This is a genomic window from Erythrobacter litoralis (assembly GCF_001719165.1).
In the GTDB taxonomy this organism is placed as follows: Bacteria; Pseudomonadota; Alphaproteobacteria; order Sphingomonadales; family Sphingomonadaceae; genus Erythrobacter; species Erythrobacter litoralis.
Genome location: NZ_CP017057.1, coordinates 2,428,967 through 2,450,304, shown reverse-complemented (window position 1 = coordinate 2,450,304; position 21,338 = coordinate 2,428,967). Strand labels below are relative to the sequence as shown.

Genomic DNA, 21,338 nt, shown 5'->3' with positions numbered 1-21,338 from the left:
GGGCGAAACCGCCCGGCGCTGCCAGCGAGAATGAATTTGCGCCGCGCAAGCGAAACTTGTGCGCCCGCCTCACTCGGCCTTCTTCGGGTCCCCTTCCAGCGCCGCGATCAGCCGGTCGAACTGTTCGGAACTGCGCACATTGAGGTCGCGCTGCGGGAACGGGATCTCGACATCGTTCTCCTTGAACAGGTGCCAGATGCGCCGGTAGATGTCGGAGCGGATGTTGGCCATCCCCTCCTCCGGATCCTGGATCCAGAAGCGCAGCTCGAAATTGACCGAGGAATCGCCGAATTCCATGATGTTGACGCGCGGCCTCGGCGTCTTGAGCACGCGTTCGGTGTCCTCGGCGGCCTGATAGAGCAACTTGGTCACCAGCTCGATGTCGGAATTGTAGGACACGCCCACCGGCGCCTTCACCCGCACATCGCGCGAGGAATAGGACCAGTTGACGACCTGGTTGATCATGAGCGTTTCGTTGGGGATGAGATATTCGGTCCGGTCGCGCGTGATGACCGATATCGCGCGAATGCCGATCTTGCGGATCTGGCCGAAGCTTTCCGCACCCGAGGAATCGTGGACCGAGATGACGTCGCCCGGCTTGATCGACTTGTCGAGCAGCAGGATGATCCCCGAGATGAGGTTGCCGAAGGTCTTCTGGAGGCCGAAACCGATGGCGAGGCCGAAGGCGCCGCCGAAGAAGGCGAGCGCGGTCAGGTCTATGCCGAGCAGGTCCACCCCGATGAAGAAGGCCGCGGTCCAGATGACGATGGTCGCGATCTTCTCCGCCAGCAGCGCCTGCGCCCCGTCAAGGCGGCTCATCCCGCGCAGGCCCTTGCGTACGAGCCGCGTGCCGAACCACGCCGCGCCCAGAACAAGCAGGATCGTCGCCACCACGAACAGGATGTCGAAAGCCGAGATCCGTACCGACCCGATCACGAAGGCCCAGCTGTCGAGGCCCTCGACCACGGCTCCGACGGTTTCGCTCTGCTTGGCTATGCCTTCCTTCGCGCCGCTGGCAACGCCGATGATCTGTTCATCCGGGGCATCTTCGGCGAGAGTCCAGACCTGCCCGGGAGAGGGCGGCTGCGCGGCCCCTTCGGCGGGTGCGCCGGTCGCGGCGGCATCCGGGGAGGCGGCCGTTTCGGCGGGAGCGGGCGGCGTCGTGGCGGTCATTCGGTGTCCAGCTGCGCAAGGCCTCTCGCGAGATCCGCGATGAGGTCCTCGCTGTCTTCGAGCCCGATCGATAGGCGAATGGCAGGCCGGGTTCCACCCCCGCTCCCGGGCGCCTGAGTGGGCGAGGGCATGACAGTGCGGTGGACATGCGGCGTGATCGGCAGGGCGAGGCTTTCGTAGCCGCCCCAGCTGTAGCCGATCCCGAACAGGCTGAGCGCGTCCACCACGCGGCCCGCTGCCTTCATGTCATCGCTCGCCAGGATGAAGCTGAACAGCCCGCAGCCGCCGGTGAAATCGCGCCGGTAAAGCGCATGGCCCGGATCGTCCGGCAGGAGGGGACAGAGCACCCGTTCGACCTGCGGCTGGTCGGCGAGCCATTCGGCAATGCGCGCGGCGCTTTTCGTCGAGGCCTCGAGCCGCACCTTCATCGTCCTGAGGCCACGCGCGGCGAGGGCGGCATCGTCGGGGGAGACCACCTGGCCCAGTTCCTGGGCGGTGCGGCGCAGTTTCGCATAGAACGCATCGCCCGCGCTGGCCGACCCCATCATCACGTCCGAATGGCCGCCGACATGTTTCGACAGGCTCATCATCGCGATGTCGCAGCCATGTTCGAGCGCTGCAAAGCCGAGCGGGCTTGCCCAGGTGTTGTCGATGATGCTGACCGCTTCGTGCTTGCGCGCTACCGCCGCCAGTTCGGGCACGTCGCAGACCTCCATCGTCAGGCTGCCCGGGCTTTCGAGCCAGACCGCCTGGGGGCGGAATTCCCCGACCAGCGCGGCATAGGCGGCAAGGTCAAGCGGGTCGAAAAAGCGCGTCTCCACCCCCATCCGCGCCAGCAGGCCGGTCGCCATGCTGCGGCTGGGATCATAGGCATTGTCGCTCATCAGAAGGCGATCGCCGGGAGACAGCACTGCGAGCAGACAGCCCGCGATCGCGGCGACCCCGCTCGGATAGAGCACGGTGCCCGCCGCACCCGGTTCGATCTTGGTCAGCGCCTCGGCAAGCGACCACTGGGTCGGTGCGCCGCGGCGCCCGTAGAAGAACTGTCCGTCATGGTCCCGGCCGCCCGCGCGCCGTCGCTCGGCATCGCTGGCATAAAGGTGGGTCGAGCCGCGCCAGACCGGCGTGTTGACGACGCGCCCGGTCCATTCGGGCCGTCGGCCCGCGCGGGTGAGGCGGGTGCTCTCGCCAAGGCCCTCGGGTTCGTCGCCGCCGCTCATGCCTCCCGCCCCTGCGCCTTGGGCGTCGCGGGATCGGCGCCCCATTCCATCCAGCTCCCGTCATAGAGCGCGGTGTCGTGCTTGCCGATCAGGTGGAGCGCGAAAAGCAGTACGCTCGCCGTCACGCCGCTTCCGCAGGTGGTGACGACGGGGCGGGAAAGGTCGATGCCGGCCGTCTCGAAAGCCGCGCGCAGGTCTTCGGGCGACCTGAAGGTGCCGTCTTCGGCGAACAATTCGCCATAGGGCAGGTTCCTGGAACCCGGGATGCGCCCGTTCGCGCCGCCATGGACCGGGTCCTCGCCCGTGCCGAAGACGCGGTCGGCCCCGCGTGCGTCGAGCACCTGTTCGGCCGCATTGTCCAGATTGGCGAGCATGTCGGCCTTGCTGCGCACCCTCCGCGCGGCGTGGAGCACTGCCGGTTCGGCGCGCTGGACGACGCCCGGGCCGCTTTCGAGCGGGCGACCCTCGGCCCGCCACTTGCCGAGGCCGCCATCGAGGATCGCAACCGCCCCGCGCCCTGCCTCGGTCAGCGCAAACCACGCCCGCGCCGAGGTTTTCACGGCGCTGTCGTCATACACGATGATGGCCGCCTCCGCTGCGACCCCCAGGGACGCAAGCCGGGCTGCGACCTGCTCGCCGGTCGGCAATGCGGCGGGAACCGGCGAGGCGGGGTCGGTCAGGCTCGCCAGGTCGAGGAAGCGCGCTCCCGGTATGTGCGCAGCCTCGTATTCGGCGCGCGGGTCGCGCCCGGTGGCGGGCAGGTGGCGCGAGGCGTCGAGAACGGCGATGCTCTCATCGTCCAGCCGCGCGGCCAGCCATTCGGTCGAAACGAGGCTCGGAAAATCGTCCATCGGCCAGCGGGTAGCGCGGACGCGCGCCTGCGCCAAGGGTGAGCGGGGCGGGAAGGTGCGTTCAGGCCCTCCTTTCGGCGGCGCGGGGGATATGGACGAGCTGCGCCCTGAGGCCGTGGATTCCCCCCAGGGGTGCGGCCATGGAGAGCGGGTGAAGCCGCCCGGTTCCGTTCGCGCTGGGCGTGCCGATCACGAAACTCCGCCGGGTCGCGGGGACGTCTTCGCCTTCGAAAGTCACGTGGACGAGCGGGATGAAGACCAGCCCGCCCCCCTGCTCGATGAGATGCATTTCGGCGACCGGCATCTCCACCCGTCCGGTCAGGCTCGCGCCCTGGTGCGGGCCGATCCGGGCGATTTCGCCGAGCGGCTGGCCCGTGCCCGCCGCGCCGCCGCCTGCCTTGTCCGGCCTCGCGCAATCGAGCTTTGCGGACACCGACACACCGCGCACCGCGCGCTCGGAGCGGTTGGAGAAGGTCAGGCGCAGGTCGAGCGAGACAAGCATCATCGAACGCGTCGCGCCTACCATGTCGAGCCGCACGTCGATGCGCGGCGGGACTGCAGCGGAACCGGGCGCATCCTGCCGCACAGGGGCGTTTTTTTCGGTGTCGCCGTCGGTGGCATAGCCCGGCCGCGCGGGGGTGGGCGCGCCGCCGCGGCGGCGCGCGGCGATCCAGAGCGGTACCGCAAGGGCCGCCAGCAGCGCGAGGGCCGCGAGCAGCCAGCCCTCATAGGCGCGCAGCAGGTCGAGCAGGCCCGGCCGATGGACGCGCATGTCGAGGTCCTGCTCCCGCTCCGCTGCGGAGGGCGGCAGAGCGGATGCCGGGGTTTCCCTTTCGCCCGGATCGTCGGGCGGCTGCTGCGCGACGTTTTCCTCGGCTACGGGCGCCTGTCCCTGCGCGCGCGCTGCCGGGGACGGCGCAGGCGCAGGCGCAGGCGCGGCCGAGGGCGCGGCCGAGGGCGCGGGCGAGGGCGGGGGCGGGGGCGAGGGCATCGGGGAGGGGACGGGCGACGGGCTCGCCGCGGGAGCGGGGACGGGTTCCGAAGGCGGGGCCTGGCGGGCGGGTGCGGGGCTCTGCTCGGGGGACTGTTCGGCCCCCTGCTCCTCGAATACGCGGGGGCCGATGACGACGCCTTCACGGATATCGACCGGGCCCTGCGGTGCGGTTCTGGTGCTGGGGCTGGGGTTGGGGCTGGGGCTGGGGCTGGGGCTGGTGCTGGGTTCGGGCAGCGTGAAGGTGCCGGGCGATTGGCGGGCCTGCGCCTGTCCGGCAAGCGCGAGGCAGAGCGCGATCGCCAGCGTCGATAGCGTCGCCGACCGGACTTCGCCGCAACTGGTTCCGCCACCGCGCCGGGGCGGGCAAAGGGCGATACGGGCCGGCAAGCGGTCGGCGGGCCGATCGGGCAAGGACTGTCTTTCGGCGGGGCGCATGGGGTCGATCCGTAAGCCGGCTATCCGGACGCCAGCGCTAGTTGCGCCGATTCCGGAGACAGCAAACCATAAGGCGCAGCCGGGCGCAAGCTACCTCCCGGCTTGCGCCGTCCCGTCTTTCGCGGCAACAGCGCGGCATGGAAACCACACAATCCGGCCCCGCATTTCTCGGCAAGGACACCCCGCTGCCCGCTTCGCCCGAAGAGGCGCAGCTCGATTACGTGCCCAATCCGCGGCCCGGCACGCTCTATCTGGTGCGCTTTGCCGCGCCCGAGTTCACCTCGCTCTGCCCGGTCACGAGCCAGCCCGATTTCGCTCATCTCGTGATCGATTACGCACCGGGCGAAACCATCGTCGAATCCAAGAGCCTCAAGCTGTTCCTCGGCTCCTTCCGCAATCACAACGGTTTCCACGAGGACGTGACGGTCGGGATCGGACAGCGCCTGGCCGAGGAAATGAAGCCGCGCTGGCTGCGCATCGGTGGCTATTGGTATCCGCGCGGAGGCATCCCGATCGACGTGTTCTGGCAAACCGGAAAGCCGCCGGAGGAATTGTGGCTGCCCGATCAGGGGGTCGCGCCCTACCGCGGCCGCGGCTAGCGCCCGCCCTTCTTCGCGGGGCGAGCAATCAGCCCGCGCGCGCGGCGAGGATTTCGCGGTTGCGCTTCTCGAGCGCCATGAAGGCCCTGAACGCAGCGATGCCCCGCTCGGTGCGGCCCTCGTGCCCGAGCAGCCAGAGCTGCTGGTAGAACCACGCCATCCCGGCAAAGCCGTTGACCGCCTTCACCACCTGAAGGCGCTTGAGAAAGCCGAGCCAGCCCGGGATCATGTCGAGTTCGTCCTCGTATCGGGGAAGTTGCTCCAGCCCCTCCATCAATCGACGCGGCGCATCGGTCATCAGACACATCGGCCGCCCGAGTCCGATAATGTCGGCCGCCCCGATCTCGAGCGCCTGCACCATAGCCGCGCGGCTGCGAAAACCGCCCGTGACCATCAGCGGCACCGCGACCTTGTCCTGCATCGCCTTGGCGAAATCGACGAAATAGGCCTCGCGCGCGGCGGTCGAGGGGGCGACGTCCTGCTTTTCCTCGGCCTCCATGCCTTCCATGCCCATCAGCTTGGGCTGTTCGTAGGTCCCGCCCGATATCTCGATCAGGTCGACGCTCGCTTCCTCGAGCCATCCGACGACCGCGAGGCTGTCGTGGAAATCGAACCCGCCCTTCTGGAAGTCGGCGCTGTTCAATTTCACCGAGACGGGAAAATCCGGACCCACGGCCTCGCGCACCGCGCGCACGATCTCCAGCAGGAAGCGCGCCCGGTTTTCGAGGCTGCCGCCATATTCGTCCTCGCGCAGGTTCGAGCGGGGGCTGAGGAATTGCGAGACGAGATAGCCATGCGCGGCGTGCACCTGGACGCCGGTGAAGCCCGCATCCCGGCACGCCTTTGCCGCGATCGCCCAGCGCCGGACGAGGTCGGCGATCTCCTCGCGGGTCAGCGGCACGGGCTTGGCGAATTGTCCGCCCGGAAGCGCGAGCTGCACGTCAGAGGCGGATTTGGGCGCGGGATTGACGCTTTTCTGCACCTGCCTGCCGCCATGGCTGATCTGCGCCCACAGGTGATTGCCCCCGCGTGTCCCGGCCTTCGCCCAATTCGCCAGCGCCAGGGCCATGGCGGCATCGGGTTCGCGATCGATCACGACATTGCCGGGGCGTTCGAGATGGTCCCGGTCAACGATCACGTTGCCCGTCAACAGCAGCCCGGCCCCGCCATCCGCCCACAGGCCATAAAGCCGCTCGAGCGCGTCCGTCGGCACGCCCTCGGGCGTCGCCAGACCTTCGGTCATGGCGGCCTTGGCGATGCGATTGGGCAGCATGGCGCCGCAGGGGAGGGTGAGAGGCGTGTCGAGCATGGCGGGGCGGGTCCGGTGTTCTTGCGATGGTGCAACCTGTCTGAACCATCCTCGATCTGCGCTCAAGCGCGCGGCTTCCGGCACCGGAAGGCCCGGCGCGCGTTGGAAGGGCAAGGGGCACATCATGATCTACGTAATTCTCAACCTCCTGCCGATCGCGGCCGCCACCGCCGTGGGCCTCGTCATCGGGATCGTCTGGCTGCGCGCCTCCGATATCCTGCTGCCGGGCTGGAAGACGCTCGCAGGCGCCGCGCTGGCCGAGTTCTGGCTCGCATCGATCCTCGCTGGGGCGCTCATTCTCGCTCCTCCCGAGGCGGGCGAATGGGTGATGGCGCTGGGAAGCGCGGTGGTGATCTGGATCGGTTTCGTCGTGCCGGTGCTGTGGGTGACGTTCATGGCCTACGAAATGGGAGCGCGACGGACGCTTTCGGCGGCGCTGCACTGGCTGGTGGTGATGGTAGCGCAGGCAATGTGCATGCAGTGGATCGGCCTTGCCCCGCCGCCGGGCGTGTAGCGTTCGCGCCTGTCCGGGCGCCCTTCGCACCGGCGGGTGAGGGCCGGCGAGCGCGGTCCGAAGCCGGAAGGGCAAGGGCCGCTAGCAGACCTTCTCCCCGTAACTTTGCGGATTTCGCGCAAGGCCTGAGATCGGCTCAATCCGAGACCCGCCGATCTTGCCCGAGAGTGCCCTGCCATGCCCACCCTTTCCCTGTTCCCCTCGCTCCGATCCGAGCTCGATCCGTCCCGGCCCGACGCCGCCGCGATCATCGCCTGCCTCGATCTTTCGCCGCATTCGCAGCGTGTGGCGCGACTGGCCGCCTTTCTTGCGCGGGAGACGGATCGTCCGCTGATCCTTTTCCATGCGGTCTCGGACGAGCAGCCTGCTGGGGGCCTTCCCGATCCGCTCGAATGGCATCTGCGGCGGAGCCGGGCGCGCCGGTTCCTCGAGGAGATGGCCGCCTCGATCGAGAATTTCCCGGGCGAAATCGGAATCGGCATCAAGGAGGGGCAATGGCAGGCGGGGCTTGCCGAATTGTGCGCCATGTCGGGTCCGGCAACCGCGGTCATCGGGAAATCGAGCGTGGGCGACCATGTCCACCTGTCGGCCAGCCTGCTCGAAAGCGGGGCAGGCAGCCTGCTGGTGGTCCCCGCTTCCGCCAGGGCCGAGCGCCCCGCGCGGCTGCGCATCATGGTGCCTCTCGACGGGTCGAGATTCGCCGATGCGGCGCTTGCCCGGGCGCGCGCGATCGCGGCAGCGACATCGGCCGAACTGCTGCTTGCCCATGTCATTCCCGCCGCCGGGATCGAGGAGTTCGGGCCGCCCGCTCTGGGCGATCTCGAATTGCAGCGGCGCGTCGATCGCCGCAATGAACGGGCGGCCTGCGAATTTCTCGAGGATGCGCTGCACCGCCTCGAAGCCGAGGGCATTGCGGCGCGCAGCCGCTGCCTGAAAGGCGATCCGCGCGCCGGTCTCGACCGGCTGATGGCGGAGGAGCAACCGGGTCTCGTCATCCTTTCCGCCCGCGGGCACGGGGTCAAGACCTGCGAGAACATGGCTCTGGGCAGCACGGCGGCCTATCTGCTCGACCACGCGTCCGTGCCGATCATGGTGGTGCCGATTATGATGGTCCCTGGCCGGACGGCAACCTCGCCCGGCCCCGCCCGGCAGGCCGGACGCGCGCACGGGACCGTTTCGGGCAGAGGGCCACTCAACCGGCGTCCTGCCGCCGCATGATCGCCGATCCGTTTACGGATCCGGTCGCATCGCAGGGGTGGGAGGCGGGAAAGGATTGGCGGTTCGCGGCAACGCGCCGGAAATCGCGCGGCGTGCCGGCCTGGCGCTCGCTCGATTCCCTTGATGCCTGGCTCGCCGATGCCTTGGGCGCTGCGAGCGAAGCCCATCCGGCGGCATCCTCGGCGGCCGAATGGCTGCTCGACAACGGCTATATCGTAAAGCGCGCGATCGTGCAGCTCGGCGAGGATCTGCCGCGCGGCTTCTATGCGAGGCTGCGCCCGATCGAGGGCGGACCTGCCGGGGGCGAGCCGCGCGTCCTGATGCTGGCCCACGGCCTGCTCCATGCCGGCAAGCACCAATTGTCGCGCGAGGTGCTGCTTGCCTATCTCGAAGGCTACCAGTCGCACCATCCGCTCGATATCGCGGAATTGTGGGCGCTGCCGGCCATGCTGAGGCTCGCCTGCATCGAACGGCTCGCCAGCGCGGTCGGCGAGGCGTTTCCGGCGGTCAAGGTGCCGTTCGAATGCAGCCGCAGCTGCCGTGCTTTCGCGCCGCCGGCGGCGGCGGAGGAATCCATCGCGCGGATGATCGCCAATCTCGTCGCCATATCGAGCATCGACTGGAAGGACATCTTCGACCATGCGAGCGCGGTCGACCGCCTCCTGTGCGAGGACCCGGCCGAAACCTATGCGGCCTGCGATTTCGAGACCCGCGATGCCTATCGCGATTCGCTCGAGGATCTCGCCGATCGCGCCGCGCTTGCCGAAGTCGAGGTTGCAGAGGCGGCGCTGGCGATGGCGCGCGAGACGCAGGACCTGCCCGGGCGGCATGTCGGCCATTGGCTGTGCGGCGCGGGCCTTGCGGCGATGGAGCGGCGGATCGGGATCAGCCTTTCGCTGGGCCGCAGGATGGCGCGGGCGATGCGCGCGCGGGCGGGGCTGGTCTATGCCGGATTGCTTTTCGCTTGCGGGCTGGCCGGGCTGCTGCTGCCCGCGGCCTATCTCGCCTACGAGCAGGCGAGCGCGGTGCAATGGGTGCTTGGCCTTGCGCTTTGTGCCCTGCCGACGACGGTGCTGGCGGTCACTTTCGTCAACTGGCTAGTCACCGCGACTGTGCCGCCGCGCCGATTGCCCAAGCTTGACTTTCGCGAGGGGATAGACCGGTCAGCGCGCACGATCGTCGCGGTCCCCGTCATCCTCGGCAGCGTCGCCGAGGCGCAGGAAATCATTGCCCGGCTCGAGCTCCACCGCCTCGCCAATCCCGAAGCCGATGCCTTCGTTCTTCTGAGCGATCCGACCGACGCCCCGCAGGAGCGCATGCCGGGCGACGAGGAGATCGAGCGGGCCCTGCGCCGCGGCGTCATCGCGCTCAACCGCAAATGGCATGGCGGATTCTGCCTGCTTCACCGCGCGCGGCAATACAACCGGGCCGAGAATTGCTGGATGGGCTGGGAGCGCAAGCGCGGCAAGATCGAACAGTTCAACGCCTTCCTCGAGACCGCCAATCGCAGCGCCTTTCCCGTCACCGCAGGCGCCGTGCGGCGGCTGGTCGGCACGCGTTTCGTGGTCACCGCGGACGCCGACACGCGGCTTTCCCCGGGCTCCGTCGCGAAACTCGCGGGCGCGCTCGCCCATCCGCTCAACCGGCCGGTCTTCGATGACGGAGGGCGGGTGCTGGCGGGATACACGGTCCTCCAGCCACGCATCGAGATCGGACCGCAGGGCACGCATACGCGCTTTGCCCGATTGTTCGGCGGCGATAGCGCGATCGATATCTATTCTCGCGCGGTCAGCGATGTCTATCAGGACCTGATCGGAACCGGGAATTATGTCGGCAAGGGCATCTACGACGTCGAGGCCTTCGCCCGCAGCCTTGCCGGGCGCATTCCCGAAAACCTGCTGCTGAGCCACGATCTGTGGGAAGGCCTGCAAGGGCGCGCGGGTCTGGCGAGCGATATCGTGTTCTACGAGGGCTTTCCCGAAAGCTATGCCGAATATGCGCGGCGCTGGCATCGCTGGGTGAGGGGGGACTGGCAGCTTCTCCCGTGGCTGTTCGACCGCGTGCCCGGCCCGGGCGGACAGCGGATCGCCAATCGCCTGACGACCTTCGACCGGTTGCGGATATGGGACAATATGCGCCGCAGCCTGCTCCCGCCGAGCGTCATGCTGCTGCTGGCGGGCGGCTGGTTCGTGCTGCCCGGTTCGGCATGGGTGTGGACCGCGATCGCCCTGCTTGTGCCCGGCGCGTGGCTGTTCACCGAAGTCGTCACCGGAATGGCGCGCGGCCGCAGGCGCGGGGTGCTCGCCACCACGGGCAACCGCGCGCGCGAGCATCTGGCGCGCTGGCTGCTGCAGATCGTGTTCCTGCCCGCGGACAGCTTCGTCGCCCTGCATGCAATCACCCTGACGCTCGTGCGGCTGCGGCGCGGCGAGCGGCTGCTGCAATGGACGAGCGCGGCCGAGGTCAACCGCCTGATCGCGCTCGGCAGCGTGAGAAGCGCGCAATTCGCTGCCACCTGGCCGGCTCCGGCGGCGGGGCTGATCGCGCTGGCCGCGCTCGGTCTTGCGCGAAGCCCGGCGCTCGCCGCGGCGCTGCCGCTGGTCGCCGCGTGGCTCGCTGCGCCTCTGATCGCCCGCCTGACCGCCTTCCCTGCGCGCCGGCCGCGCCCTTCGCTCGAACGCGCCGACCGGCACTATCTCAGGGCCGTCGCGCGCCGGAGCTGGCTGTTTTTCGAACGCTTCGCCGGGCCGCAGGACCACTGGCTGCCGCCCGACAACCACCAGGAAGCGCCGATAGCTGCGACCGCGCACCGCACTTCGCCGACCAATATCGGCATGATGGCGCTCGCTGCCCTGTCGGCCTGGCGGCTCGGCCATCTCGGCACGCCTGAATTCGCGATCCGGATGCAGTCCATGCTCGACGCGCTCGACCGGCTGGAGCGCTGGCACGGCCACATCCTCAACTGGTACGATACGAGGAGCCTCGCTCCGCTGGAGCCGCGCTATGTCTCCAGCGTCGACAGCGGCAACCTTGCGGTAAGCCTCGTCACGCTCGCGCGCGGATGTCGCACCATCGCGGACGCGCCGCTTTTCACGCCGGCCCGCTGGGATGGCTTCTCCGACTGCCTGCGGCTGCTCGGCGAGGCGATCGACAGCTGCTCTCTCGACGGCGATCTAGCGGGAGAGGCGGCCCATCTGCGCGAGATCGTCGCCGGGCTCGCGGAGGAGGAGCGCCACTGGCGCGACCTCATCGATGCGGCGGAACGCCAGCTTGCATGCCTGCGCAGCGGGATCGTGCGTGCGCTGGTCGAACAGGAGGCAAACGAACCGACCGGCATCGAACAGGTGCACGACTGGCTCGAGCGCTCGGAACACCATCTCGCCGAATGCCGCCGCGAATTGCTGGGCGAGGCGCCTTCCTCGCGCGATCGGATCGCGCACGTGCTGCGCGACATCGCCCGCCGGGCCGATGCCTTTGCACAGGGCATGGATTTCGCTCCGCTCTACGACAACCACCGCCGCCTGTTCCATATCGGCTACGATGTCAGCGGCGAACGGCTCGACCCGCATCTCTACGATCTGCTCGCGAGCGAGGCGAGGCTGGCGAGCTATTTCGCCATCGCCAAACGCGACGTGCCGACCGAACACTGGTTCCGGCTCGGGCGCCCGGTGCGCCAGCGGCGGGGGCGCACGGCGCTCGTCTCGTGGAACGGTTCGATGTTCGAATACCTCATGCCCTCACTGTTCGTGCGCAGCGACGAAGCGACCCTGCTCGGCATGACGGAAAGGGAAGTCGTCGCGATCCAGAAGGCGCATGCCGGGCGCCGCCGGGTGCCATGGGGCATCTCGGAATCGGGCTTTGCATCCTATGGCGGCGACGGCGCATGGCGCTATCGCGCATTCGGCGTGCCCGATATCGGCCTGCGGCGGGGGCTGGAGGAGGATCTCGTCATCGCTCCTTACGCCTCGGCGCTCGCCTTGCCGGTCGATCCGCGCGGCGTGGTCGCCAATCTGCGCCGTCTCGAAAAGCTGGGCGCGCTCGGCCGTTTCGGCTTCCACGAAGCGCTCGATTTCACGCCCGCGCGGCTTGGCGAGGGGGGAGCGCCGGCACTGGTGCGCTCGTACATGGCGCATCATCACGGCATGACCATCGCCGCGATCGCCAACGCGGTGGCCGACGATGCGATCGTGCGATGGTTCGGGGCCGACCACCGAATGCAGGCGGTCGATCTCCTCCTCAACGAACGCATTCCGTGGGAGATACAGCCCGAACTCGAACGCCGGCAGACGCTCGCCGAGCCTTCTCCGGCCGCATCCAAGCCGCCGCGAGCGCAGGCGTGGGAACGGGGCGGCGAAGAATCGGACATGGTGCATCTCATGGGCAATGGCCGGGTGTCGTTCGCGATCGGGACGGATGGGGCGGGCGATCTGGTGTGGAAGGGCAATGCCGTGACCTGCCCAGCCGGGCGCGACCGCGATCGCGGCCATTTCCTGCATCTTCGCGGCGGCAGGGACACTCCGCTTGCCGCAACCCTGTCGCCCTTCCCCCCGGCGGCCGGACGCAGCGCCGTGATCCATCCGCACAAGCTCGAGATCCGAAGCCAGGCCGGAGACCTTTCCGCCGTGCATGAAATGCTCGTCGCCCCGGTCGACGATGTCGCGCTCCACCGGCTGCGGCTCGTCAACCATTCGGCAAGAACGATGCATCTCGACTTCGCGAGCGATGCCGAAATCGCGCTCGCCCCGCTCGGAGAATGGAATCGCCATCCCGCTTTCGCCCGGCTGTTCGTCGAAGCGCGTCATCACCCACCCACGGATGCGCTGGTCTTTACGCGCCGGTCGCGCGATGCGGATGCACCCGGTCTCGCCATGGCGCAGCGGATCGTCGGCACGCCCGGGCGGGTGCGCGTGACGGGGTTCGAGGTATCGCGCCGCCATGCGCGCGGAAGGCTGGCTACGCATCGCGCCTTTCCCGAGGTCGCAGCGCGTCCCGCTTCGCTAGAGACGCATCCGCTCGATGCGGCATCGGTGCTCGCGGCGCGGATTTCGCTGCCCGCGCATGGCGAGGCGGAGATCGCCGTCGTCACCGCGCTCGCGCCGAGCGGTGAGGAAGCGCTCGAAGTTCTCGAACGCTATGGCTCGCTCGCCGCGCTCGACTGGATCGACGGCGATGCGAAGCACCGCGCGCGTGCAGACCTTGCGCGGATCGGCCTGTTGCCGGAACGACTGCGCGATGCGCAGCTGCTGTTCTCGGCGCTCGTCGCGGAACCGGGGCCGCGCAATCCCGCCAGCGGCGAGGCGCGGCGCCAGGACCTTTGGGAGCTTGGCCTGTCGGGCGACCTGCCGATCCTGGTCTACGAACCCGGCGAGGATGTCGCCGGCGAGGATCTGCGGTTTGTCCTGCGCGCGCACAGGCTGTGGCGCTGGCATGGCCATCCGGTCGACCTCGCGATCCTCTATCCCGGCCCGCCGGGCTATATCGATCCGGTACGCGAGCGCATCGCCGAAAGCCTGCGCGATGTCGGAGTGGAGGACCATCTCGGCCAGCGCGGCGGGATCGTCCTGATCGGCAAGGAGCAGCGCGAGGCGCATCTGGTGGCGGCGCTCGAAGCCGCGGCGAGAGTGACGCTGCGGGCCGGGCTGGAGGCGGTCGAGAGGCAGATCGACAGCGGTCGGGCCGGGCCCGTCCCGCTGCCTGCCTTCCTGCCCTCCGCAGCGCCGGCGCAAGACAGTTCGGGCGAGGGGCGGGGTCCCGCGCACGAGGATCGCGCGCTCGTGGCGGGGCCGGGCGGTTTCACCCCGGCGGGCGATTACGCGATCGAGCTCGCACCGGGCGAGGCGACGCCTGCGCCCTGGTCCAATGTCATCGCCAATGCCTCCTTCGGGACGGTCGTCACCGAAGCCGGGCTCGGCTTCACTTTCGGCGGCAACAGCGGCGAGCAGCGGATCACGCCATGGCACAACGATCCACTGCGCGATCCTTCGGGAGAGGCGCTTTACCTGCGCGACGAGGCGAGCGGACGGGTCTGGACGGTCACTCCGCTTCCCGCCGGCCGCGATGCGCCCTGCCGGATCGAGCACCGGCCGGGCGAGACGATCTGGACACGGAATTCGGACGGGCTCGAACAGACGCTGGCTTGCTCGCTTGCCGAAGACGATCCGGTCAAGATCGTGCGTCTCACGCTGCGCGATACGAGCGGGCAGGCGCGAAGGATCACCGCGACGTTCCTGGCCGACTGGATCATCGGTGCGAACGCCGCCGATCCGGCACCGCTTCGCACCAGCCGCTACCGCGCCGACCTCGCCGCGATCCTCGGGCAGAACCCGATGGACGGAGCTATGGGCGGGGGCATCGCCTTTCTTGCGGGGGAAGGGACGATCCACGGCCTTTCGACTTCGCGCTCTGACGTGCTGGGCGAACCGCCCGACTGGAAGCGGCCCGTCGCGCTCGGCGCATGGGGCCTCGGCGACCGGTCCGGCAATTCGGGGGAGGATGCCGCCGCCGCCCTCCAGGTCCATATCGACATCGCGCCCGGAGGCGAGGCCGGGACGGTCTTCTTCCTCGGCATGGCCGCAGGAGAGGACGAAATCGCCGATTGCCTCGCCCGGTTGCGCGGTCCCGGCGCGGCGGCGGTGGCAGCGGCCAACACCATCGCTTCCTGGGAGGAGCGTTTCGCCTCTTTCGAGGTCAAGACGCCCGATCCGGCTTTCGACCTGATGGTCAATCGCTGGCTGCCCTATCAGATCCTGTCCTCGCGGGTGTACGCCCGCGCGGGCTTCTACCAGGCATCGGGCGCGTTCGGTTTCCGCGACCAGTTGCAGGATGTCTCGGCGCTGTTCCTGTCCGCGCCCGGGATCGCGCGCGCGCACATCCTCAGGGCCGCCGCCCACCAGTTCGAGGAGGGCGACGTGCTCCATTGGTGGCATCCGCCTTCGGGAAAGGGAGTGCGCACGCGCTGTTCCGACGATCTCGTCTGGCTGCCTTTCGTGACCGCCGACTATGTCAGGGCAACCGGCGACATGACGATCCTCGATGAGGAGGTGCCGTTCCTGCGCGCGCCGGAACTCGCGCCAGACGAGGCGGATCGTTACGGCGAATTCGCGCATGGCGAGAGCGGCAGCCTGTTCGAGCATTGCCGCCGCGCCTTCGACCGCGCCTTTCGCACCGGAGAGCACGGCCTGCCGCTGATCGGAGATGGCGACTGGAATGACGGCATGAACAGGATCGGGGCGGGCGGGAAGGGCGAGAGCGTGTGGCTCGCCTGGTTTCTCATCGCTTCCATCCGTTCCTTTTCCGACGTGGCGCAGGCGGCAGGACAACCCGAATTCGGCGCGCGCTGGATCGCGCGGGCGGACCAGCTGACCCGCGCGCTCGAGGAGCATGGCTGGGACGGGGCATGGTATCTGCGCGCCTTCGACGATTATGGGCGGCCCTGGGGTTCGGCGGAAAACGAGGAATGCCGGATCGATGCACTGGTGCAGGCCTGGTCGGTGATCGCCGGCGGCGACAGCGCCCGCTCGCGGCGGGCGATGGACAGCGCCTTCGAACAGCTCGTGCGGCCTTCGGACAGCATTGCCCGGCTGCTCGACCCGCCGTTCGCCGACTCGCCGCGCGATCCCGGCTACATCCAGGCCTATCCACCCGGCATCCGCGAGAATGGCGGGCAATACAGCCATGCCGCGGCCTGGCTCGGGATAGCCTGCGCGATGCTTGGCGACGGGGCGCAGGCAAAGGAAGTGTTCGACCGGATCAACCCTGCATGCCACGCCGCCACGGTCGAGGATGCAATGCGCTACGCGGTCGAGCCCTATGCCGCGGCGGGCGATATCAGCGGCGGTGACGAACATCTCGGGCAAGGCGGGTGGACGTGGTATACCGGCGCTGCCGGATGGGCATGGCGGCTCGCGAGCGAGCACATTCTCGGCATCCGTCTCGATCGCGGGCGGATCGATCTTGCCCCGTGCCTGCCGCCCGACTGGGACGGCTTCTGCGCCTCGGTGCGAGGGCAGGGCGTGATCGAGATCGAGGTGCGCCGCGGCGAGGCCAGCGCGCTGACGATCGACGGCGAACAGGCCGAAAGCGGTCCGATCGACTTTCCGGGCGAAGGCAAAAGGCGCGAAGTGCTGCTTGTCCTCGCCCCGGCGCCCGGTACGCGCCCCGCCTCCTCTTCCGACCCGGTCCCTCAGCCCAGCGGAGCCGCAGCCGGCCGCGCCTGATCGGGAACTCTACGGAGAGAACCGGCCCCGCCCGCAGCGCATTATCGCCCTGCCTTGCGCACCACGAAGGCGGCTCGAAAGGGAAGAAGTTCGATGGTCAAGGTTTCCCGGGTCATGGATGGCGGGGCGGTCCCGATCGACCGTGATGATCCCCTCGCCGAAACTGCCGCGCGACCGGTATCGCCGTGCGCGGCGCAGGTGGAGGAAAGCGCGCCATGAAACTGCCGAACCGCACACTCGTCCTCGTCACCGACGGAGCGCGCATGGTCCTGCTGCGCAATGCGGGCGATGCGGTCTATCCCCGGCTCGAGGTGCTCGAGCATCGCGAGGTCGTCCTTGTTCCCAACCGCTATTTGTTTTCCGGCGCGCCGGGCCGGACCTTTTCGAGCCAAACTCCCGCGCGCAGCAGCTATGAGACGGGCGATCCGCATGGCGCGCACGAAAGGGAGTTTCTCGAAGGGGCGATGGCCGCGCTCGCGGAATTCGCGGAGGAAAGCACGCCCGCCATCGTGATAGTCGCCGATCCCGTCTCGCTCGGCCGGCTGCGTTGCACCTGCCCCCGGCAAGTGAGGGACAAGCTGCTGGCCGAGATCGACCGCGATTACACCGCCATGCCCGTGGCCGAGATCACGCACCGCCTGCTTTCGGCCTGAACGACCCTGCGGGGGGGGGGGGGCTTCGCCATCAGTGCAGGACGGGCCTGCCTTCCAGCGCGATGCCGACCGCTTCCTCGATCTGGTTGACGCGGAACGGGCCTTCATAGCTCGATGCCATTTCGAGCCGTTCGCTTGCCCGTGCCGGATTCCCGCTCACCATCAGCACCGGGATCGAATCGTCGAGCGAGATCCTGCGCGCCGCGCGGATCGCGGATCCCCATTCGATGTCGTCGCCGATCACGATGATGTCGGGCCGCCGTCGCGCCGCCGCGTCGAGCGCCTGCTGTTCGGTCCAGGTGATGTCGAAGGAGGCAAAGCCGAGCCCGCCCAGGTGATGCTGGATGGCGCGACTGATCGCGATGTTTTCGTCGATGATGAGTGCATGCGGCATGCCGGTTTCCCTTCTTCCTGTCCGTCCTGTTGCCGGGCGAATGTGGCGGGGGCCTTTCGCGAACGCCCTTCGCAATTGTCCGTAGTGCGGGCGATTTCACCGAATGGACGAGGCATAGGGCGATCCCGCAAGGATCCTTAGGGACATCTACCGATGGAGGGCGCCGTGCGGCAGGCCTAGACGATGATTGTCAGACGGGAGCGCCAGCTTCGTTTTGAACCGGATCGCAAAGAAAAGGTTCTGACCCAAGACTGCGCGACGATCGTATGACCAGGGCTCGCGGAGGTTCCCAAAACGAGATGCGCCCGCGCATCACGGGTCAGGGAACCCCGCGGGTTCGCCCCTTTGTTGACCCAGACTCGGCGGTCCCGAAGCCGTGCGCTTCGGGGCCGTGCTTGCCTTTGGCTGACGAATGCGCCGATGGCAGGGCGCATTTATCCTATCCTCGGGAGGCGGCCGATGAATGCGATTACCGCGACGCGTGAGAACACCGAGCTGCCGCAGCTGTCCGTCCTTCTGCACGATGCCGCCGAGCCCCTGCCGCATCCGGCCGATGCCGCCCGTTTCGGGAGCCGGTTCGACCGCTTCGCCGATGCGAAAGTGCTGCTTCTGGGCGAGGCGACCCATGGCAGCAGCGAATTCTACCGCGCGCGCGCAGCGATCACGCGCCGGATGGTCGAGCGCCACGGCTTTTCGATCGTCGCGGTCGAGGCCGACTGGCCCGATGCAGCGCGGATCGACGGTTACGTCCGCCGCGACGGGGGCCACGTTGCCGCACGGCCCGCGCAGGGCGATGCCTTCGTGCGGTTTCCTACCTGGATGTGGCGCAATCTCGAAACGCTCGAATTCGCCGACTGGCTGCGCGGGCACAATCAAGGCCTGCCAGCCGGACGCCAGGTCGCGTTTCGCGGGCTCGACATCTATTCGCTGAACCAGTCGATGAATGCGGTGATCGATTTCCTCGAGGAGCGCGACCCGTTCGATGCCGCGCTCGCGCGGGAACGCTATGGCTGCCTGTTTCCCTGGCGCGAGGACCCGGCGCGCTACGGCCATGCGGTGGTCCATGGCGGGCGCGAAAGCTGCGAGAACGAGGTGGTGGGGCAATTGCGCGACCTGCTCGACCTGCGACTCGCGGCGCTGGACGACAATGGCAAAGGCTGGTTCGACGCGGTGCAGAACGCGCGCATCGCCGTCACGGCCGAGAAATATTACCGCGCGCTCTACCGCGGCGCGGCCGAAAGCTGGAACCTGCGCGACCGGCACATGTTCGCGACGCTTCAGTCGCTCCTTGCCCATGGCGGCGATACCGCAAAGGCAGTCGTGTGGGCGCACAATTCGCATGTCGGCAACGCCGCGGCGACCGCGATGGGATGGCGGGGCGAATTCAACATCGGCGAATTGTGCCGCATGGCGCACGGCGACGAATGCGTCGCCATCGGCTTCGGCACCGATCGCGGCACCGTCGCGGCGGCAAGCGAATGGGGCGGGCGGATGCAGGTCAAGACCGTGCGCCCCGCGCGGATCGACAGCTGGGAGCACGCCTTTCGGCATGCCGGTTTCGCTCGCTCGCTGACCGACTGGCGCTCCCCCTCCCGGCGCACGCTCGCCGAACAGCTGCGCCGCACCCTGCTCGAGCGCGCGATCGGCGTCGTCTACCGCCCCGAGAGCGAATATCTCAGCCATTACTTCGAAGCCGTGCTCGCCGACCAGTTCGATGCCTATGTCTGGTTCGAGGAGACCACTCCGGTCACACCCCTGGGTGTCGAGCGGCCCGAAGGCGCGCCTGAAACCTACCCGTTCGGATTGTAGCCATGGACGATCCATCTTCCTTGCCTAGTTTCCTCTTAAAATCGCTGACTGCACCGCACGAAATCGTCATCGACCCTGGTGCCGGCCACCTGTCCGGGGAAGCGGGGGCATCGGCCCGGCCTGCCGGGCGTGCGAGCCGCCGGTTCGATCGCCATTCTGCGTTCGGCGAGGTGTTGATGGGATGAGGATAGCGTCCGTGATCGAGAACAGGGCCAGCGCCGGAAAGCAGCTTGCAGCAAGGCTCGGCCATCTGCGCGGACACGATCCGCTGATCCTCGCCCTGCCGCGCGGCGGGGTGCCGGTCGCCTGCGAGATCGCCCGCGCGCTCGATGCGGAGCTCGATCTGATGATGGTCCGCAAGCTCGGTGCGCCCGGCAATCCCGAATATGCGATCGGAGCGGTGGTGGACGGCGAGGACCCGCAGGTCGTCCTCAACGACGAGGCGCTCGAGATCATCGCGCCGGGGACCGATTATCTCCAGCGCGAGATGAGCCGCCAGCTGGTCGAACTCGAACGCCGCCGGATGGCCTATATGGGCAATCGGCGAAAGCCGCGCATGGAGGGGCGCACAGTGGTGATCGTCGATGACGGGATCGCCACCGGGTCGACCATCACCGCCGCCATTCGCGGAGCGCGCAAGGCGGGCGCAGAGCGGCTGATCCTCGCCGTGCCCGTCGCCCCGCGCGACATTGCCGACAGGCTCGCCCCCTTGTGCGACGAGATCGTGGTGCTCGAATTGCCCGAACCGTTCGGATCGGTGGGACAGCATTACGGCGATTTCAGCCAGACAAGCGATGCCGAGGTGGTGCGGATCATGGAGCGCGCGCGCGGCAATCGGGCAGAGGACTGATCCGCACCGTGCCGGCTTCCTAGCCTCCGGTAAGCGGCAGGAGGCGTTCGATGTCGCGCGGCTCGGCAAGACCCGTTCCCGGCGTCATGACGGCCGCCGCGCCCGCCGCGATGCCGTGCCTGAACGCCTCCTCTATCGCGCGTCCCCCGCTGAGCGCGAAGACCATGGCCGCAAGGAAGCTGTCCCCCGCTCCGACCGCGCTGCGCCGTTCGACCTCGAGCGCGGGCAGGCGGACATGCCGGTCCTCGCCGACCAGCAGCGCGCCGTCTGCGCCCAGCGTCACCGCGACATGGCGTGCCGACCCGGCCGCTACCATGCGCCCGGCGGCCTGGGCGATATCCCTGTCGGTCGAAAGATCCTCGCCGGTGAAGGCGCGCAATTCGCTCAGGCTCGGCTTGACGAGGAAGACCCCTGACCCGGAAAGACCCCCGGCAAGGCCGCGCCCCGAACTGTCGAGCACAACTTTCGCGCCGTTCGCCGCAGCCATCGCGGCAAGCTCGGCATAGGCATTGTCGGGCACGCCGCGCGGCAATGTCCCGCTCAGCACCAGCCACGAACAGCGCAGGCTGCGAAAGCGTTCGAGGCAGGCGGCCCATTCGCCGGGCGATATTTCGGGTCCGTCGGTGGTGAAGCGATATTCGGCATCGCCCGCGCGTTCGTAGACGGTGGTGCTGATCCGGGTCGAGCCGCAGATGGGGATCGGGCGCTTCACCAGCTGGTGCCGGTCGAGCAGGTGATCGAACGCCGCGCCGCCCGGCCCGCCCGCGAAATAATGGCAGGGCGCGGTCCCGCCGAGCCGGGCTATGACGCGCGAGACATTGATCCCGCCGCCGCCCGGATCGTGTCGCTCGCTGTCGCCGCGCATCTTGTGGAGCGGGTAGATCCGGTCGACCGCGAAGGACAGGTCGATCGCCGGATTGAGCGTCAGCGTGGCTATCGGGAAATTGTCGGCCATGACGCTGCCACCCTAACCGAGGATGGGCCGCCCCGCCACTGTCTTCGATTGCCCCCGACAGTCCATTGCCGCCAAAAAAAAGGCGATCGATTTTCGATGATTCTAGCGGTTGTCTAGGGGCCCGAAAGAAAGCGCCGTGCGCACTTCG

At 68.5% G+C, this 21,338-nt stretch carries 14 protein-coding genes; 7 read left to right on the top strand and 7 right to left on the bottom strand.

Annotated features, from left to right (window positions below; translation table 11 throughout):
- Positions 1-69: 69 nt before the first annotated feature.
- The 4 genes from Ga0102493_RS11725 to Ga0102493_RS16160 form a co-directional block, all read right to left on the bottom strand.
- Positions 70-1,173, bottom strand: a complete 1,104-nt coding sequence (locus tag Ga0102493_RS11725) for a mechanosensitive ion channel family protein (RefSeq protein ID WP_034903543.1) — start codon at positions 1,171-1,173, stop codon at positions 70-72.
- The gene (gene metC, locus Ga0102493_RS11720; protein ID WP_034903789.1) at positions 1,170-2,393 is read right to left on the bottom strand and encodes a cystathionine beta-lyase; all 1,224 of its coding nucleotides are present in this window, start codon (positions 2,391-2,393) and stop codon (positions 1,170-1,172) included. Before metC ends, Ga0102493_RS11725 begins: the two co-directional genes overlap by 4 nt.
- The gene (locus Ga0102493_RS11715; protein WP_034903545.1) at positions 2,390-3,244 is read right to left on the bottom strand and encodes a sulfurtransferase; all 855 of its coding nucleotides are present in this window, start codon (positions 3,242-3,244) and stop codon (positions 2,390-2,392) included. Before Ga0102493_RS11715 ends, metC begins: the two co-directional genes overlap by 4 nt.
- Before the next feature lie 61 nt (positions 3,245-3,305).
- On the bottom strand, positions 3,306-4,649 hold the full coding sequence (locus Ga0102493_RS16160; protein WP_161490063.1) for a hypothetical protein: 1,344 nt from the start codon (positions 4,647-4,649) through the stop codon (positions 3,306-3,308).
- Positions 4,650-4,810: 161 nt separating this feature from the next.
- Here Ga0102493_RS16160 and queF point away from each other — a divergent pair, with 161 nt between their 5' ends.
- Positions 4,811-5,272, top strand: coding sequence for a preQ(1) synthase (gene queF / locus Ga0102493_RS11705; RefSeq protein ID WP_034903550.1), 462 nt, complete (start codon positions 4,811-4,813; stop codon positions 5,270-5,272).
- Between the two features lie 28 nt (positions 5,273-5,300).
- Here queF and Ga0102493_RS11700 read toward each other — a convergent pair whose 3' ends face one another.
- On the bottom strand, positions 5,301-6,581 hold the full coding sequence (locus Ga0102493_RS11700; RefSeq protein ID WP_034903553.1) for an NADH:flavin oxidoreductase/NADH oxidase family protein: 1,281 nt from the start codon (positions 6,579-6,581) through the stop codon (positions 5,301-5,303).
- A gap of 124 nt (positions 6,582-6,705) precedes the next feature.
- Between Ga0102493_RS11700 and Ga0102493_RS11695 the strand changes: the two genes are divergently transcribed.
- The 4 genes from Ga0102493_RS11695 to Ga0102493_RS11680 all read left to right on the top strand — a co-directional run bounded on the left by Ga0102493_RS11695 (position 6,706) and on the right by Ga0102493_RS11680 (position 17,182).
- Positions 6,706-7,095 (top strand): hypothetical protein, encoded by a 390-nt coding sequence (locus Ga0102493_RS11695; protein ID WP_034903556.1) that lies wholly within the window; start codon positions 6,706-6,708, stop codon positions 7,093-7,095.
- Positions 7,096-7,272: 177 nt separating this feature from the next.
- Positions 7,273-8,313: a universal stress protein gene (locus Ga0102493_RS11690; protein ID WP_034903559.1), complete on the top strand. Its 1,041-nt coding sequence runs from the start codon at positions 7,273-7,275 to the stop codon at positions 8,311-8,313.
- 92 nt (positions 8,314-8,405) lie between these two features.
- Positions 8,406-16,529, top strand: coding sequence for a GH36-type glycosyl hydrolase domain-containing protein (locus Ga0102493_RS11685; RefSeq protein WP_161490062.1), 8,124 nt, complete (start codon positions 8,406-8,408; stop codon positions 16,527-16,529).
- A gap of 215 nt (positions 16,530-16,744) precedes the next feature.
- Complete coding sequence (locus tag Ga0102493_RS11680) at positions 16,745-17,182, top strand: baeRF12 domain-containing protein (RefSeq protein WP_034903565.1); 438 nt, start codon at positions 16,745-16,747, stop codon at positions 17,180-17,182.
- Positions 17,183-17,213: 31 nt separating this feature from the next.
- Here Ga0102493_RS11680 and Ga0102493_RS11675 read toward each other — a convergent pair whose 3' ends face one another.
- A complete protein-coding gene (locus Ga0102493_RS11675; protein WP_051697938.1) occupies positions 17,214-17,576 on the bottom strand; it encodes an ANTAR domain-containing protein in 363 nt (120 codons plus the stop codon).
- A gap of 459 nt (positions 17,577-18,035) precedes the next feature.
- Between Ga0102493_RS11675 and Ga0102493_RS11670 the strand changes: the two genes are divergently transcribed.
- The gene (locus tag Ga0102493_RS11670) at positions 18,036-19,385 is read left to right on the top strand and encodes an erythromycin esterase family protein (protein WP_081845643.1); all 1,350 of its coding nucleotides are present in this window, start codon (positions 18,036-18,038) and stop codon (positions 19,383-19,385) included.
- A 196-nt stretch (positions 19,386-19,581) separates the two neighbouring features.
- Complete coding sequence (locus Ga0102493_RS11665; protein WP_236922215.1) at positions 19,582-20,235, top strand: phosphoribosyltransferase; 654 nt, start codon at positions 19,582-19,584, stop codon at positions 20,233-20,235.
- A 19-nt stretch (positions 20,236-20,254) separates the two neighbouring features.
- Here Ga0102493_RS11665 and Ga0102493_RS11660 read toward each other — a convergent pair whose 3' ends face one another.
- Complete coding sequence (locus tag Ga0102493_RS11660) at positions 20,255-21,190, bottom strand: 1-phosphofructokinase family hexose kinase (RefSeq protein WP_034903569.1); 936 nt, start codon at positions 21,188-21,190, stop codon at positions 20,255-20,257.
- Positions 21,191-21,338: the final 148 nt, after the last annotated feature.